Below are 16,508 nucleotides of genomic sequence, written 5' to 3'. Positions count from 1 at the left end.
CCACTTTTTTTTCGGCAAATTCCCGCTAAATTTTGAAATTGTAATAATGAGGGTATAAGTTGGTCTATTTATTGTGATTTTTGAATAAAAATAGGACTATATGGGGACTTGAAATTAAATAAAAGTACTTGATTTTGAGTGAGACGCTTTATGCTTACGAAAAGGAGTGATATGTATTGAGTACCACGGGTGCTTCGCTGAAAAGCCTAAACGGGGAAAGTACGGTTTACACGGGCTTAAGTGAAAAGGAAGCAAAACGAAAATTTGAAAAATATGGTCCTAATACCCTGGCCGAAAAAAAGAGAATCTCAGCACTTAAAATCCTACTTGAGCAGTTTAGTGATTTTATGGTACTGATCCTTATTGCTTGTACCCTTATATCGGCTTTTATGGGTGAAATAACTGAAGCTATTACTATAGTAGCAATAGTAATTATTAATTCTGTTCTTGGATTTATTCAAGAGTACCGTACTGAAAAAACCATGGAAGCTTTGAAGGGACTTGCAGCGCCGGTTGCCAGGGTTATCAGGGATGGAAGGCTTGTGGAGATTCAGGCAGAAATGATAGTACCCGGAGAAATGATAGTACTTGAAGCGGGTGATAGAGTACCTGCGGATGCTTTGCTGGTAGATGCCAATGGACTGCTTGTTGACGAATCATTGCTTACCGGTGAGTCGGTACCTGTTGAAAAAACTCTGGAATCAGGGAGCAAAAAGGCTGAAAATATTGGGGATAAATTGAATCATGTATTTATGGGAACGATTGTAACAAGCGGAAGGGGAAAAGCTATAGCCAGTGCTACGGGTATGCTTACTGAAATGGGCAAGATTGCAGATATGATCCAGAACATAGAAGATGAAGAAACTCCCCTTCAGAAAAGACTTGATCATTTGGGAAAATTCATTGTATATGGCTGCCTTGTAATTTGTGCTATTGTATCGATAACCGGTATCATTAGGGGAGAAAAGGTTTTTACCATGCTTCTGTCGGGTATAAGTCTTGCTGTAGCGGCGGTTCCTGAAGGACTGCCGGCTATAGTTACGATTGCTCTTGCACTTGGGGTGCAAAAAATGCTTAAGAGAAATTCACTTGTCAGAAAACTTCCGGCAGTTGAGACGTTAGGATGTGCCAGTGTAATTTGTTCGGATAAGACAGGTACCTTGACTGAAAATAAGATGACTGTAAGAAAGGTTTATACAGGTGGAAGTGTTGTAGAAATAAATGGGGGATCATTGAGCAGCGAAGGCGAATTTACCATTACGGGGAAAAAAGCAGATCCACTCCAACGGGCAAGCTTGAAGCTTACAATAGAAATTGGAGGTGTGTGTAATAATGCTGTTATGGTGAAAACAATTAAGGATAATGACAATGCTTTTGATAAGATGAAGGCAATGTTTTCAAAGAATGAAAAATGGGAATTAAGCGGTGATCCTACAGAAGCTGCTCTCCTGGTTTTAGGTGCCAAGGCAGGCCTGACACAGGAACAGTTGAATAACAGCTATTTTAGGATTGGTGAGCTTCCATTTGACTCGGATAGAAAGTGTATGTCGGTAATATGTGAGACCCGAAAGGGAGAAATATATGCATTTACCAAGGGAGCACCTGATATAATAATTGAAAAATGCACTAAGATTTACACAGCTAGCGGTATTAGGGAATTAGGTGAAGAGGATAAACGGATAGTTTTAAGAAAAAATGATGAACTTGCGAAGGAGGCATTAAGAGTCTTAGGTGTTGCATATAAAAAATTAAATTCCAGAAATTATGACAATGTACATGTTGAAGAGGGCCTTGTTTTTGTAGGACTCATAGGGATGATAGATCCGCCAAGAACAGAAGCTATAAATGCCGTAAGAAAATGTAGACTTGCAGGAATAAAGCCAGTAATGATAACTGGTGATCATAAGATAACAGCAGGAGCTATAGCAAGAGAACTGAGTATTGCCATGGACGGCGATAAGGTTATGACTGGTACAGAACTTGAAGCCATGGATGATATAAAGCTGCAGTCCATAGTAAATGATGTATCAGTTTATGCCAGGGTTTCACCAAAGCACAAGCTTAGAATTGTAAAGGCACTAAAAAAACAGGGGCATATTGTAGCTATGACAGGAGACGGTGTGAACGATGCACCTGCCATAAAGGAAGCTGATATTGGGATTGCGATGGGCATAACCGGAACAGATGTAACAAAAGAGGCATCTTCAATGATACTATTGGACGACAATTTTGCAACTATTGTAGCAGCAATTGAAGAGGGCAGAGTTATATATAATAATATCAGAAAATTCATCAGATATATGTTGGCGTGTAACATAGGCGAAGTATTGACAATGTTCCTTGGAACGCTTATAGGATTGCCTCTTCCGCTTTTACCCATACAGATACTGTGGGTTAATCTTGTGACCGATGGACTTCCGGCTATCGCCTTAAGTCTCGATCCGGCAGAAAAGGATATAATGATGAGACCTCCAAGGGGAGCTAAAGAAAATATATTTTCCAATGGTCTGTTAAACCTGATACTTTTTAGAGGCTTGCTTGTGGGATTAAGCACACTGGCAGTGTTTATAAGTGTACTGTACTTTACGAAAGATGTTACTACAGCAAGAACTGGGGCTTTTGTAACACTTGTGTTGACTCAACTTGTACATGTATTTGAATGCAAATCTGAGAGAAAGAATATATTTGAGATACCGATCTTTAACAACATCCCGCTTGTTTTGTCGGTAATCTGTTCACTGATCATGATCATAGGTGTTGTATATATACCCACTTTTCAGGGAATATTCAAGACAGTGCCGTTATCATATTATGACTGGGTACTTGTAGCAGGTTTTTCTGCCCTTGGGCCGGTGATATCAAGTTTCTTCAAAGTAAATAGAAAGTACATATAAGTTTATAATAAACAAGACATTTATTTTAAGGTCTCACCTAGGAAAGGCTGAAGTTATATTTTCAGCATTCCATATTATGTGAGACCTTTCCTATGTGCTTACAGTTTAAAGGGGTATAGCTTTCTGCCAATGTAAACCTGTCAAATATATCTTGATAAAAGCCTTAAAAAGCTATATAATATGCAGGTCATATTATACTTTTCTAAACATCACAGCAAAAAAAATGGTTACAATTTGTTCACAATTTATTAAAATTATTTTAGGATAATGGTATTATGTGTCGTGGGTTTGTAGAACTATGAACGAACGGAAGGAGAGAACACGATGATTGAAGTGCTGGATTTGACTAAATCTTATGGTCAAATAAAGGCTGTCAGAAACTTAAGTTTTACTGTAGAAAAAGGTGAAATACTTGGTTTCTTAGGGCCAAATGGGGCAGGTAAATCTACTACAATGAATATGATAACTGGGTATCTGCCTTCAACAAGTGGAACTGTAAAAGTAAATGGGTATGATGTTAGCGTAGATCCTCGCGAGGTTAAGAAGCGAGTTGGATATTTACCGGAAATGCCTCCGCTTTATACAGATTTGACAGTTAGTGAGTACCTGAATTTCGTAAGTGATCTGAAGAAGGTTGACAGAAAGAAAAGGAAAAGTCAGGTATCTGATGTTATGGAACTGGTAAAGATTTCAGACGTCAGTAAAAGACTTATAAAAAACCTCTCAAAAGGATACAAACAGAGGGTAGGCTTGGCACAAGCACTTATAGGTAACCCTGAGGTTCTTATTTTGGACGAGCCTACAGTTGGACTTGACCCAACTCAGATTATTGAAGTCAGAAAGTTGATCAAAGCTCTTGGAAAGGATCACACTATAATCCTTAGTTCGCATATAATGCAGGAAATCAGCGCGGTTTGTGAACGTATTGTCATAATAAACAAGGGGCAGATAGTTGCAGTTGATACCCCGGAAAATCTTACAAAGAGTGTTGAAGGTTCTGCAATGTACTCTGTAAAGATAGATGGACCTAGCAATGAAGTTGTAAAAGCTCTTAAAGGTATCGATGGAGTAAATAACGTTACAGAAAACGGTAAGTTTGAGGATGCTTATGAATATTTAGTTGAAGCTAATAAGGATGTAGATCTTAGGAAGCCTATTTTCTTTGAGATGGCTAAACACGGTTATCCTATATTAGAGATTAAATCTGTAGGAATGAATCTTGAAGAAGTATTCCTTAAGATTACATCAAAGGATCCGAATGCTGATTTGGATAAGAATAAACAGGAAAATGATGAAGAGATAACTTCGGAAGAAGTAGAAGAACAAGATATTCCAGACGAAGAAAAGGGGGATGAATAATTATGTGGTCAATTTTTAAAAGAGAACTTAAAGGCTATTTTTATTCTCCTTTAGCATACGTTTTAACTGGTGTTTATACTTTTTTGCTATCGCTTAACTTTATTAAGCCGATTTTGCAAGCAAGTGGACCTACACAGACGTTGTTTGGAGCAATAATCTATAACTTAGGTATTATGCTTGCTTTTGTGTTACCTATTCTAACAATGAGGGTATTTGCCGAGGAAAAGAAAAATGGTACAGAAGTCCTTTTGATGACTTCTCCTAATGGAGTACCTGCAATTGTAATGGGCAAATATTTTGCGGCGCTTATGGTTTATTTAATGATGGTTGCTGTAACAGCTATTTATCCAATTATTATTGCAGTATCAGGTGATTTGAATGTATCTTCAATGATCACAAGTTATATGGGATATATTCTTATGGGGGCATTCTTTGTTGCGTTTGGAGTGTTTGCATCTTCTCTGACAGAGAATGCTATAGTTTCAGCAGTAATAGGAGCTTTAAGTTTGTTCTTTGTATGGGTTATAGACTTTTTTAAGGGCGCTTTGAGCGGAGTGCTTTATAAGCTTGCAGATTGGATTTCATTTTATGGAAGATTCCAGGAATTTGTACAGGGAACTATTAATCTTAAAGACTTTGTATTCTTTTTCAGCTTAATAGGAGTTTTTCTTGCTTTGGCAATGATAATATTAGAAAAAAAGCGATGGAGTCAGGGGTGATATAGATGAGTATATTAAAGAATAAAAATTTTAAATACGGTAGTATCTTCACAATTTTAAGTCTGGTAGTAATTGGGATAATGGTGGCGGTTAACCTGTTGGCTGAAATCGATAAATTTGATGTTGAGTGGGATTTGACGCCTAATAAGATGTATTCTATAGGCGAACAAACTGATAAAATACTCAATGAGCTTAAACAGGATGTCAAAATTACTTTTTTAGCTGATAAGCAGGAGCTTATGGAGATTGAAGGGGCAGGTGAAATGATAACCGAGTTTTTGGATAAGTATGAGGAATATCCTAAAGTAACGGTTGAATATGTTGATCCTGATAAGCACCCTGAAATAATAAGTAAATTGGATAAGGACAATCTGTTGGGCTTGCAGGTAGATAATATTGTCGTATCAAGCGGAAGTAAATCAAAAAAAGTAGTAGCACAGGAATTGTTTACATCAGATCAACAGACAGGAACACCGTTTTTTACAGCTGAACAAAGTATAACCGGTGCTGTAAAGTATGTAACAAATGAAAAAACTCCAGTTATCTATTTCCTTGAAGGCCATGGTGAAAGGGCTTTGGATAGTGAGTATACAGGCATGAAGCAGATTTTGGAAAACGGCAATTATTCTGTTAAAACAATAAATCTTGCAGTTGTGGAGAAGGTTCCGGAAGATGCAGAGATAGTTGTAATTGCAGGTCCCAAATCAGATTTATCATCAGCGGAAGCTGATAGGCTAACCAATTACTTTAAAAAGAATGGTAATGCGATATTCATGTTTGATCCTACAAGTGGGGACAAAAAGTTTAATAATTTTGAAGCTATACTGAATGAATATAATATCGGGTTGAACTATGACAGGGTAAAGGAAAATGATGATCAAAGACATTACCCTAATGATCCATACACGTTTCTGCCATTTGTTGAGGCGAATGAAATTACTGGAGAAGATACCAGTGAGTTCTATATGGTATTAAATAGCTCTAGAAGTATAAATTTATTGAGCAATGAAAAGGAGCCGCTAACGGTTTATCCTTTGCTGAAAACAAGTGATAAAGCAACTGGGGAAAGTTATGGAGTGACAAACGGTGAAACAACTATGGGGCCGCTTTATGTTGGAGCAGCTGCTGAGTATAATAGTGCATACAAGTCAAAGATTGTTGTATACGGAAATGCTTATAGTTTAACTGATGAAGTATTAAATAACCCTTCAGAAGGCTCGCAGAACACCATGCAGCTATTTTTGGCAAGTTTCTCCTGGATGCGTAATACTGCAAATGACCTTGTTATTACGCCAAAGACTACTGTATATGATACTGTAAATTTGACAAGCAATAGTGCAAAGATGGTTATTTTGGTAACTGTTTTGGTTGTGCCACTACTGATTATCATAATTGGAGTATTTGTGTGGTTAAGGAGGAGGCGTTTATGAAATTATACAGGAATTTAATTATTCTTGTAGTGGTACTGCTTGCTCTGGCAGGTGCATTTGCTTATGTTACCCTTTCATCCAAATCAGACGCTACCAAGAGTGATGATAAAAAGATAGAAGTGTCGAAGTTTGATGCTGAGAAAGCTTCTGAGCTGACTGTAGAGAATACTGATGGCAAGTATGTTTTCAAAAAGAACGGTACAGAGTGGGAAATGACCTCAGGGGGAAACTTCAAAATTGATGCTACAAATGTGAATGCGATAGTGACAAATGCAGCAGATTTATCAGCTTACAAATTAGTTGAGGAAAAGGCTTCTTCACTTGAAAAATATGGACTTGCAAATCCATATAGGGTGACTATAAAAATGTCCGATGGAACTGAGAATGTGCTGGAGATTGGTAACATGACGGCTACAAAAGAGGGTTACTATGTCAAAAAAGGAAATTCCGTCTATGTTGTTTATGCTTCTACTGGAGATTTGCTTGTAGCATCAGAAAAGGAACTTAGAAATAAATATATATTTGATGTTTATTCTACTGATATTACAAAATTTGTTTTGGATAGAGGCGGAAAGAGAGTGTTCTCCGTAGATAAATCAGGTGAAAAAGGATGGACAATGCTTGAGCCTATTAAAGGAAATATTAATTTGGTAAGACTTAATACAATTTGTGAATCCATTGTAAGAGCTTCTGTAACAGATTATGTTGAAGAAAATGCGCAAGATTTAAGTAAGTACGGATTGGATAATCCAACATATGTTATCGAAGCGGCTACAGAAAAGCAAAAATTAAAATTAATTTTAGGTAAAGAGAGTGAGACTGAATACGCATATTATGCAAAGCTTGATGGCAGTAATGAAGTGTTTACTCTTGATTCATCTCTATTCTCTTTTTTAGATATCAAAGCCATAGAATTATGTGAGGGTCTTGTTTATGCACCTACAATCTATAATGTTTCTGAAGTTGTATTAAATATAGACGGAAATACGAGGACATTAAAGATAGAAAGTGATAGTGCAAAGCCGGAAGAAGATAAATTCATCATTGATGGTATTGATGTTATGAAAAAGGGTGATGAAGGCGAATCAGCATTTAGAAACTATTACACCTCCATAATTGGAATTGCCTTTAGTGATATAGAGCTGTTAGATAAGACTCCGACTGGTACTCCTGAAATTACTATCACCTACTCTTTGGAGAGTGCACCTGGAAAAATGGTAGTTGAATTCATACCAAAGGACGACAGAAACTATTATGCCTTGAAAAACGGTGAATACACTGGAATGGTAGTAAAGAAGAGTGCTTTTGATGCGGGAGACGGTCCAAGAAAGAATTATGAAAGTTTAATGAAAGTTGTTAAATAAAAGGTTTTGTTTTAGAAAAGCTCGAGAGTATGGTGCTCTCGGGCTTTTTTGTGATTAGAAGAACTATATAAGATAAAGGAACAGTAATTACTAAAACAACTTCAACATAGAATTATAGGAGATAAGATACTATGTGCTTAATAGAAATTAACTTTCTATACAAGCACTTTAAGTTGGAGGTTGTTAAGAGTGCTTAGTGAATTTAAAAACATATTTAAAGTAGCAAGTATATATATGGCTACTATAATAGGGGCAGGTTTTGCATCGGGACAGGAAATAATGCAGTTTTTTACAAGCTATTATGAGGGCGGATTTTATGGCATAGTTCTTGCGGGAGTTTTGTTTTCAATAATAGGATATGTGGTGCTGGATAAGGTGTATAGTGAACGAATACGAAACTATGAAGAGTTTTTATTCCCAACAGTGGGATGGTTTCTCGGTTGGGTGATGGAGATTTTGGTTACTTTATTCATGATTTCTGTATTTTGTATTATGATAGCCGGCGCTGGAGGAATTGTTTCGGATAAATTAAATATATCAAATCAACTTGCCGTGCTCATTGTTGCAATTATATGTGCAATGGTGTTTTTTACGGAAATTAAGGGGATTATGAACATTAGCAGCATAGTGACGCCAATTCTGATTTTTGGTATTATGGGGTTTGGGTTATATATAATCTTTAGTAAAGAGATGTCTGTCTTCAGTTTCTATGGCAGCATATCGAAATTTACACATAACTGGGTTTTTTCATCGTTGCTTTATGTAAGTTATAACAGTATTACCTCAATTGTAGTCATGTGTAGCCTCCTGCCTTATCTGAAAAGCAGAAAAACAGCGGCTTTAGGAGGAGTCTTCGGAGGATTAATGTTATGCCTCATGGCTATTATAATAAACTTTGCAATTTACCTGTTTTACCCTAATATTGCGACAAAAGAGCTTCCTGTTATGGGAATGGTTGATAGCTTTAGTGTATTACTTGGAGGGTTTTATACTATTATACTGCTGCTTGCAATGTTTGTTTCTGCTTTAACCGCGGGATTTGGTTTTGTCGAACGGATAAGCAACAAGGTCAATATAAGTAAAAAGATTATAATATTGGTTATTTGTGCTCTTGCTATACCATTATCAAATGTTGGCTTTTCGGGGCTTATATCTACTATTTATCCTATTTTTGGATACATGGGTATGTTCATGGTATTTGTGATCCTGATTCAGTCGTTTTCTGCAGTACCTTCCCGTATACGAAATAAAACAACTGGAAGAAGTGTGAGAACAGCTAGAAAATAACTGCTTTATGATTATCTGTTTATCGAAGGGGAATTATGGGGAATTATCTACTTTGATTGCAGCTACCGCTGCGATATGTTAAAATGTAGTTTGTACACAAATGATTAAATTTGGAGTGAATTAATGTGGGGTTATCGGAAAACACTTCGAGGCAAGATGGAAATAGAAATGGAATCAAGATAGTTGCTTTTTTAGTGCTTTTACTTATAATTGCGGGCACTGCCGGAGTTGCATATTTAAGAAGTCAGGATGTTGACCTTAAGAGTTTAAGTCTTAAGGACTTGTTTGGAAGGAATTTCTTAAACCAAAACAATAAATTTGAGTTGAGTTCAACTGAATATGAATATGATGCCAATTTAAATACTGTATTTGGTACTCATAATGGGTATATTGTAAAATGTACCCGGGACAGTATAATGTATCTCGATACAAACGGTAATGAACAGTGGTCTTTCCCGTTATCGCTTAATAATCCTATTGTAAAAACAGCTGGATCATACCTTTTGGTAGCGGATTATGGAGCAAAGAGCATTCTTGTCTTTAAAGGAAAGGATATGGTATGGGAAAAGGCACTTGACAATAATATAATTAATACTGATATAAATTCCAAAGGTTATATATCAGTTGTACACGGTGAGGAAAGAAGCAGAGGGGCTGTATCGGTATATAACCGTCAGGGTATGAAGTGTTTTACAGTAGGGAAGGCTGAGAACTTTATAATTTCATCGAAGGTATCGCCTTCGGGGAAAAAAGTTTTTATAAACAGTGTAGATACATCTGGAGTTAATACGAATACAATATTGGAATTTGCTGATGTAAGTGGAAAGATGTTAGATGGTAAAGTTACAAAGGAAAATACTATATTTCCTTCGTTATGGTTTATGGATGATGATAATTTGCTGGCTGTCGGGGATTCGGTATTCATGATGTTGGACAAGAACTTCAAACAAAAATGGCAGCAAAATGTAAATGGTAAAATATTCAGTTCCTGTATAGCAGAGGGTAAATATGCAATAGTAGCTGCGAACCCGGAAGATACTATAGGTATATTTGAAAGCGGATCGGCGGGCATTTGGGTATATAATAGCGATGGGAAGAAAATTTCAGAGTATGACATTAAAGGCGAGGTTAAAAATCTATCTTCACTTGAAGATATTATAGCTGTAAACTCAGGAAACGAGCTTCGTATTATTGATTTAAAGGCCAGGCTGCTAGCTGAGTATAAACCAAAAGGAGAAATTAAGGAAGCTTTTTTTATAAGCAGGCGTGAGGTTTTATTGGTTTACAAGGATAGATTTTCAGTGTTGCAAATGAAATAAAGAATAGGGAGGTTATTATGAACTGGACTGATTTATTAGTACTTGTAATTATTTTAGGGTTTGGCTTTATAGGAATAAAAAATGGATTTATCTATTCCATGTTCAAACTGGTGTCGTTTTTTATTGCGTCAATAATATCTGTTAAATGTTACCCACTGTTGTCAAATATTCTTGACAAAACACCGATTTTTAACAATATTAAGTCAGGGATATTAAAGAACTTGCTGCTTCAGCAGAAAGCACAGTCAGGTCTTGTAAACCATGGAGCACAGACTGCGGCCGGGTCAGTGGTTGATAGCTTGAAATTGCCTGGATTTTTAAAAGAAGCGATTAAAGGGCAATTAGCTAAAGAGGATGTAACAAGACTATTGGATATAACTGCAATAATGGACAAGATAAGCGATGTATTAACTCATGTTGTTGTTGATATTCTTAGTCTGGTGCTTTTGTATATACTGATTAGGGTAGGGTTGATATTCTTAAGGTTTATTTTAGAGGGTATAGCAAAGCTGCCTGTATTCAAGCAGATGGATAAATTGGGTGGGTTTGCATTTGGTGCTGTAGAAGGTCTTTTGACTGTGTACATTATTTTTGCAGTTATAATGATATTTATTTCTTCACCTGCATTTAAAGGTTTTTCACAGGCTGTAGAAACGTCTACTATTGCGAAATTTTTCTACCAGAATAATTTCATTGTGCACTGGATGTTCCCCGGAGATAAGATAATGTAATGCTTTAACGAAATTTGTTTTTAACATGTAAATAATTAACGAATCATGCTTTTTTTCTAAAACACTGGACATTCCAAGTTGTATAGTAGTAAAATAGTTTTAATAAATAATAGCCGGGTCTACCCGGCTATTATTGTAAGCATTGCATACTGTAGTTTTTGTCAGAAGTCTTGAAGATTTATAGTAAATTTTATATATTTTTACCAACTTGAAAGCGAGGAGAAAAATATGAGAAGTGATATAGTAAAAAAGGGTATTGAGAAGACTCCGCATAGAGCACTTTTTAAGGCAATGGGTTACACTGACGAAGAAATCAGAAGACCTTTAATAGGAGTTGTTAACGCAAAAAATGAGATAATACCAGGACATATACATTTAGATAAGATTGCAGAAGCAGTAAAGGCAGGTATAAGGATGGCAGGAGGTACTCCTATAGAGTTTGGTGCAATAGGAGTATGTGACGGTATTGCTATGGGACATGTGGGCATGAAGTATTCTCTCGCGACAAGAGAGCTTATAGCTGATTCGTGTGAGGCTATGGGGATGGCCCATAGCTTTGACGGAATGGTTTTTATACCAAACTGTGACAAGATAGTTCCTGGAATGCTTATGGCAGCAGCAAGAGTAAACGTTCCTTCGGTTGTTGTCAGTGGGGGGCCAATGCTGTCAGTAAAACGAAACGGAAAGCAGCTGGATTTAAATAGTACTTTTGAAGCAGTTGGAGCATATAAAGCCGGTAAAATGACAGAAGAAGAGGTATGCGATTATGAAGATAATTCATGCCCTGGATGTGGATCTTGTTCAGGAATGTTCACAGCTAATTCAATGAACTGTTTGACGGAAGTTCTTGGATTGGGCTTGCCTGGAAATGGCACTATTCCGGCCGTGTATGCTGAAAGAATAAGGCTTGCAAAGATGGCGGGTATGAAGATTATGGAGCTTGTTGAAAAGGATATAAAGCCGTCGGATATACTCACACCTAAGGCATTTGAAAATGCTTTGACTGTGGATATGGCTTTGGGATGCTCTACTAATTCAATTCTGCACCTTCCTGCTATTGCACATGAAGCTGGTGTTGAGATAAACCTTGATATAGTTAATGAAATAAGCGGCAAAGTTCCAAATCTCTGTAAACTTGCGCCAGCTGGGCATCATCATATTCAGGATTTATATGCAGCAGGAGGAGTACAGGCGGTAATGAACGAACTGTCAAAGAAGAATCTGTTAAATCTTGATTTATTGACAGTTACAGGTAAGACTGTAGAAGAAAATATAAGCAAAGCAAAAATTTTGGATTATGATGTTATTAAGAGCATCGAAGCTCCGTACAGTGCAACAGGAGGAATTGCAGTTTTAAGAGGTAATCTTGCTCCTGACGGTGCTGTTGTAAAACGTTCTGCTGTTGCAGAAGAGATGCTTGTTCATAAAGGCCCTGCAAGGGTGTTTGATTCGGAAGAAGAAGTTATTGAAGCAATATATAATGGCAGAATCCAAAAAGGTGATGTAGTAGTTATAAGATATGAGGGACCTAAAGGTGGCCCTGGAATGAGAGAAATGCTCTCGCCTACATCTGCAATAGCAGGTATGGGACTTGATAAAGCAGTTGCTCTAATAACAGATGGACGTTTTTCAGGTGCGACAAGAGGAGCCTCGATTGGCCACGTTTCTCCTGAAGCGATGGAAGGCGGTTGTATAGCGTTGGTTAAAGAGGGTGACATTATAAGTATAGATATACCAAAAGGTAAGCTCGAAATTGAGGTATCAGAAGCAGAACTCAAGGAAAGAGCAAAAGCATGGAAAGCCCCTGAGCCTAAGATAACAAAAGGATATCTCGGAAGATATGCTAAGCTCGTTACTTCTGCAAGTACCGGTGCAGTATTAAAGGGAAATTAAGGGAGGTAGAGCAAATGAGAATTACGGGGGCACAGATTTTAATTGAGTGTCTGAAAGAACAGGGTGTAGACACTATTTTCGGCTTTCCGGGCGGTGCTGTTTTAAATATATATGATGCACTGTATAAAGCTAAGGGTGATATTAAGCATGTTTTGACTTCCCATGAGCAGGGGGCTTCTCATGCAGCAGACGGCTATGCCAGGGCTACTGGTAAAGTAGGGGTATGCCTTGCAACATCAGGTCCCGGAGCAACAAATCTTGTTACGGGAATAGCTACAGCCTATATGGATTCCGTTCCGATGGTAGCCATAACTGGGCAGGTAGCTACGTCGCTTCTTGGGAAAGATTCTTTTCAGGAAGTAGATATAACAGGAATTACGATTCCAATAACCAAGCATAACTATATAGTTAAGGATGTTACAAAACTGGCGGACGTAGTTCGCGAGGCTTTCATAATTGCAAAAGAAGGTCGCCCTGGGCCTGTATTGATAGATGTATGTAAGGATGTGACTGCCGCATTAGCGGAGTACGAGCCTAAAAAGCCAAAAAATTTGGAAGAGCCGCCAATAGGAGTGACTGCAGACGAAATAGATATGGCTGCAGAAATTATTAATAATGCAAAAAGGCCGGTTATACTTTCTGGTGGAGGCGTATCCATAGCAGGCGCAAATGAAGAAATTTTGGAACTTGCTACTAAAGCAATTATACCTGTAACAACAACGTTAATGGGTATGGGTTCATTTCCGGGAACACATGAACTGTTTACCGGAATGGTAGGTATGCATGGTACAAAAACCTCAAATATGGCTGTATCCGATTCAGATCTTTTTATTGCTATCGGAGCCAGGTTTAGTGACAGGGTTATAAGTGATGTTAAGAGATTTGCTCCGGAAGCTAAAATAATGCATATTGATATAGATCCTGCAGAAATTGGCAAGAATATTGTTGTACATTATCCTCTTGTAGGAAATATAAAGAAGATCCTTAAACATTTAAATACAAAGGTACAAAAAAAGCAGAATTCCGATTGGAAGAAGAAAATTGATGAGTGGAAGGAATTATACCCGTTAAGATATCCAAAGGATGATATACTGAGACCAAACTATATTCTGGAAAGAATATATGAACTTACAAAAGGTGATGCTATAATTACAACTGAAGTTGGACAGCATCAGATGTGGGCGGCTCAGTTTTATAAGTACAAGTCGCCAAGACATTTCCTGTCTTCCGGCGGATTAGGTACGATGGGGTATGGTTTGGGAGCCTGTATTGGAGCTCAATTCGGGAAACCGGACAAAAAGGTTATAAATATTGCAGGTGACGGAAGCTTCAGGATGAACTGCAATGAGATAGCAACAGCAGTTGAATATAAGCTGCCTATAATAATTGCGATATTTAATAATCATGTTTTAGGAATGGTAAGACAATGGCAGAATCTTTTTTATGACAGCAGGTATTCATCCACTACTATAGATAGAGGCACTAATTTTGTAGCACTCGCAGAGGCTTATGGTGCGATGGGTATCAATGTCAGGAAACCTGAGGAAGTGGATGAGGCACTTATGAAAGCGTTGTCATCAAAAGATACACCTGTTGTGATAAATTTTGAAATCGACAGGGATGATAAGGTTTTTCCGATTGTTCCGCCAGGAGCGGCAATAAGTGATTTGATCGAAGAGTAAGATTAAAGCTTCAGAGCATGTATTGGTATAGGTGAAGTAGTACTCAATAATGCTTTGAAGTTTTTAGAATTTACTAAACAAAATATATATGCACCTAAAAGAGAAAACATTCAATAAAAACCTTGACCTTTATAGATAAATGTGTTAAACTTGTGGTTGTTTCTCTCTGTAAGTCTTTTTTTTATGTCGCAAAAATATTTTTGATATATACGATAAGTTCGTGGAGGTGTTGAAGATGAGAGTAAAAATTACATTGGCATGTGGGGAATGCAAGCAAAGGAACTATGACTCAATGAAAAACAAGAAGAATGATCCTGACAGACTTGAAATGAGAAAGTACTGTAGATTTTGCCGTAAGCATACTGATCATAAGGAAACAAAATAGTTTTTGTTTCCCTAAAGTAGGGTATGGATAAACGCTAAAAATACAAAAATGGAGATGTGTTTATATGGCTGAAGAGGTAAAAACATCAAAAGCCGCTGAAGCGGGAAGCAAAATTGGAAAGTTCTTTAAAGACATTAGAAGTGAACTTAAAAAGGTTGTATGGCCTACACGTGTTCAGGTTGTAAAGAATACGGCAACAGTTTTAATTGCTTGCTTTTTAGTAGGTATTATTATCTGGCTGGCTGATGCAGGTTTTGGATACTTAAGGACTTTAGTGTTCAAAATATAATGCATAAAGCATTATTAGAGGCATGCAATCTTATTAAAGGAGGACTAGTGGCTTTATGCAAGTAGATGATACACCGGAAGGTGCAAAATGGTATGTTGTTCATACTTATTCCGGGTATGAAAACAAAGTTAAGGCTAACCTTGAAAAAATCGTTGAAAACAGGAGCATGCAGGAATATATATTGGACATAGTTGTTCCAATGGAAGAGCAGATTGAGATTAAGGATGGGAAGAAAAAGGCAACACTGAAAAAGGTCTTCCCAGGATATGTTCTTGTTAAAATGATAATGTCTGACGAATCATGGTATGTAGTCAGAAATTGCAGAGGTGTGACCGGATTTGTTGGACCTGGATCTAAGCCTGTTCCTTTGTCTGATGAAGAAGTTAGGGTAATGGGTGTTGAGGAGTTTATGCCTGTTCTTGACTATGAAGTCGGTGATAATGTAAGAGTTGCTACCGGTCCATTGGAAAACTTCATTGGAATAGTTGAGGAGATAAACTTCGAAAAGAAAAAAGTAAGAGTTTCTGTATCAATGTTTGGTAGGGAAACACCTGTTGAATTGGAGTTATTCCAGATTCAGAAGATATAAATAATAGAGATTACATTATTTGTGTATTTCTATTTGCTATATATTTTAAGTAAGAGATGTAGAAAACACTCTTAGCATTAAGAGTGGTTTTTTACGAGTAAATTTGGGAGGTGGATATAATGGCTAAGAAAATTGCTGGCTATGTAAAACTTCAAATTCCTGCGGGGAAAGCAACTCCGGCTCCACCGGTTGGACCAGCTTTAGGACAACATGGCGTAAACATAATGGGATTTTGTAAAGAATTTAACGAAAAGACTGCAAAGGACGTGGGATTAATAATCCCTGTTGTAATTACAGTTTATGCGGACAGGTCTTTTTCATTCATTACAAAAACACCGCCAGCTTCAGTTCTATTGAAGAAGGCATGCAAAATAGAAAGCGGTTCCGGTAGACCTAACAGAGACAAGGTTGCAAAGATTTCAAAAGATGAAATCAGAAAAATCGCAGAATTGAAGATGCCAGACTTAAATGCTGCAAGCGTTGAGTCTGCTATGAGCATGATAGCAGGAACTGCTAGAAGCATGGGAATAGTTGTTGAAGGCTAAACACTTTTGATTACTAATTAGT

At 37.3% G+C, this 16,508-nt stretch carries 14 protein-coding genes; all 14 read left to right on the top strand.

The window, feature by feature from the left end; translation table 11 throughout:
• Positions 1–176: 176 nt before the first annotated feature.
• The 14 genes from ACECE_RS0205030 to rplK all read left to right on the top strand — a co-directional run bounded on the left by ACECE_RS0205030 (position 177) and on the right by rplK (position 16,486).
• Complete coding sequence (locus tag ACECE_RS0205030; RefSeq protein WP_010244947.1) at positions 177–2,894, top strand: cation-translocating P-type ATPase; 2,718 nt, start codon at positions 177–179, stop codon at positions 2,892–2,894.
• Positions 2,895–3,218: 324 nt separating this feature from the next.
• A complete protein-coding gene (locus tag ACECE_RS0205025; RefSeq protein ID WP_010244944.1) occupies positions 3,219–4,253 on the top strand; it encodes an ABC transporter ATP-binding protein in 1,035 nt (344 codons plus the stop codon).
• Positions 4,254–4,255: 2 nt separating this feature from the next.
• Positions 4,256–4,972: an ABC transporter permease subunit gene (locus ACECE_RS0205020; RefSeq protein ID WP_010244942.1), complete on the top strand. Its 717-nt coding sequence runs from the start codon at positions 4,256–4,258 to the stop codon at positions 4,970–4,972.
• Between the two features lie 5 nt (positions 4,973–4,977).
• Entirely contained in the window at positions 4,978–6,402 is a 1,425-nt protein-coding gene (locus ACECE_RS0205015) for a GldG family protein (RefSeq protein ID WP_010244939.1), read from the top strand.
• The gene (locus ACECE_RS0205010) at positions 6,399–7,766 is read left to right on the top strand and encodes a DUF4340 domain-containing protein (protein WP_010244936.1); all 1,368 of its coding nucleotides are present in this window, start codon (positions 6,399–6,401) and stop codon (positions 7,764–7,766) included. Before ACECE_RS0205015 ends, ACECE_RS0205010 begins: the two co-directional genes overlap by 4 nt.
• A 189-nt stretch (positions 7,767–7,955) precedes the next feature.
• The gene (locus ACECE_RS0205005; RefSeq protein ID WP_010244935.1) at positions 7,956–9,053 is read left to right on the top strand and encodes a YkvI family membrane protein; all 1,098 of its coding nucleotides are present in this window, start codon (positions 7,956–7,958) and stop codon (positions 9,051–9,053) included.
• A 125-nt stretch (positions 9,054–9,178) separates the two neighbouring features.
• Positions 9,179–10,372 carry a DUF5711 family protein gene (locus ACECE_RS0205000; RefSeq protein WP_010244930.1) on the top strand — a complete coding sequence of 398 codons (1,194 nt, stop codon included), beginning with the start codon at positions 9,179–9,181 and terminating at the stop codon, positions 10,370–10,372.
• Positions 10,373–10,389: 17 nt separating this feature from the next.
• A complete protein-coding gene (locus tag ACECE_RS0204995) occupies positions 10,390–11,103 on the top strand; it encodes a CvpA family protein (protein WP_010244928.1) in 714 nt (237 codons plus the stop codon).
• A gap of 228 nt (positions 11,104–11,331) precedes the next feature.
• Complete coding sequence (gene ilvD, locus ACECE_RS0204990) at positions 11,332–12,996, top strand: dihydroxy-acid dehydratase (RefSeq protein ID WP_010244925.1); 1,665 nt, start codon at positions 11,332–11,334, stop codon at positions 12,994–12,996.
• Between the two features lie 14 nt (positions 12,997–13,010).
• Positions 13,011–14,678 (top strand): biosynthetic-type acetolactate synthase large subunit, encoded by a 1,668-nt coding sequence (ilvB, locus tag ACECE_RS0204985; RefSeq protein WP_010244924.1) that lies wholly within the window; start codon positions 13,011–13,013, stop codon positions 14,676–14,678.
• 235 nt (positions 14,679–14,913) lie between these two features.
• Entirely contained in the window at positions 14,914–15,063 is a 150-nt protein-coding gene (gene rpmG, locus ACECE_RS0204980; protein WP_010244919.1) for a 50S ribosomal protein L33, read from the top strand.
• 64 nt (positions 15,064–15,127) lie between these two features.
• Positions 15,128–15,352: a preprotein translocase subunit SecE gene (gene secE / locus ACECE_RS0204975; protein WP_010244917.1), complete on the top strand. Its 225-nt coding sequence runs from the start codon at positions 15,128–15,130 to the stop codon at positions 15,350–15,352.
• Positions 15,353–15,407: 55 nt separating this feature from the next.
• Positions 15,408–15,941, top strand: a complete 534-nt coding sequence (gene nusG / locus ACECE_RS0204970) for a transcription termination/antitermination protein NusG (RefSeq protein WP_010244914.1) — start codon at positions 15,408–15,410, stop codon at positions 15,939–15,941.
• 119 nt (positions 15,942–16,060) lie between these two features.
• Positions 16,061–16,486, top strand: coding sequence for a 50S ribosomal protein L11 (rplK, locus tag ACECE_RS0204965; RefSeq protein ID WP_010244911.1), 426 nt, complete (start codon positions 16,061–16,063; stop codon positions 16,484–16,486).
• Positions 16,487–16,508 lie beyond the last annotated feature (22 nt).

This window comes from Acetivibrio cellulolyticus CD2 (assembly GCF_000179595.2).
Classification (GTDB): Bacteria; Bacillota; Clostridia; order Acetivibrionales; family Acetivibrionaceae; genus Acetivibrio; species Acetivibrio cellulolyticus.
Note: the sequence above shows the minus strand (reverse complement) of the source record. Positions and strands in the feature narration are given on the sequence as shown.

What these genes read in the sequence shown, in the direction of transcription:
- ACECE_RS0205020 (WP_010244942.1), top strand. Translation starts at nt 4,256, where the DNA reads ATGTGGTCAATTTTTAAAAGAGAACTTAAAGGCTATTTTTATTCTCCT.
- ACECE_RS0205015 (WP_010244939.1), top strand. Translation starts at nt 4,978, where the DNA reads ATGAGTATATTAAAGAATAAAAATTTTAAATACGGTAGTATCTTCACA.
- ACECE_RS0204995 (WP_010244928.1), top strand. Translation starts at nt 10,390, where the DNA reads ATGAACTGGACTGATTTATTAGTACTTGTAATTATTTTAGGGTTTGGC.
- rplK (WP_010244911.1), top strand. Translation starts at nt 16,061, where the DNA reads ATGGCTAAGAAAATTGCTGGCTATGTAAAACTTCAAATTCCTGCGGGG.
- ilvB (WP_010244924.1), top strand. Translation starts at nt 13,011, where the DNA reads ATGAGAATTACGGGGGCACAGATTTTAATTGAGTGTCTGAAAGAACAG.
- ilvD (WP_010244925.1), top strand. Translation starts at nt 11,332, where the DNA reads ATGAGAAGTGATATAGTAAAAAAGGGTATTGAGAAGACTCCGCATAGA.
- ACECE_RS0205010 (WP_010244936.1), top strand. Translation starts at nt 6,399, where the DNA reads ATGAAATTATACAGGAATTTAATTATTCTTGTAGTGGTACTGCTTGCT.
- nusG (WP_010244914.1), top strand. Translation starts at nt 15,408, where the DNA reads ATGCAAGTAGATGATACACCGGAAGGTGCAAAATGGTATGTTGTTCAT.
- rpmG (WP_010244919.1), top strand. Translation starts at nt 14,914, where the DNA reads ATGAGAGTAAAAATTACATTGGCATGTGGGGAATGCAAGCAAAGGAAC.
- secE (WP_010244917.1), top strand. Translation starts at nt 15,128, where the DNA reads ATGGCTGAAGAGGTAAAAACATCAAAAGCCGCTGAAGCGGGAAGCAAA.
- ACECE_RS0205025 (WP_010244944.1), top strand. Translation starts at nt 3,219, where the DNA reads ATGATTGAAGTGCTGGATTTGACTAAATCTTATGGTCAAATAAAGGCT.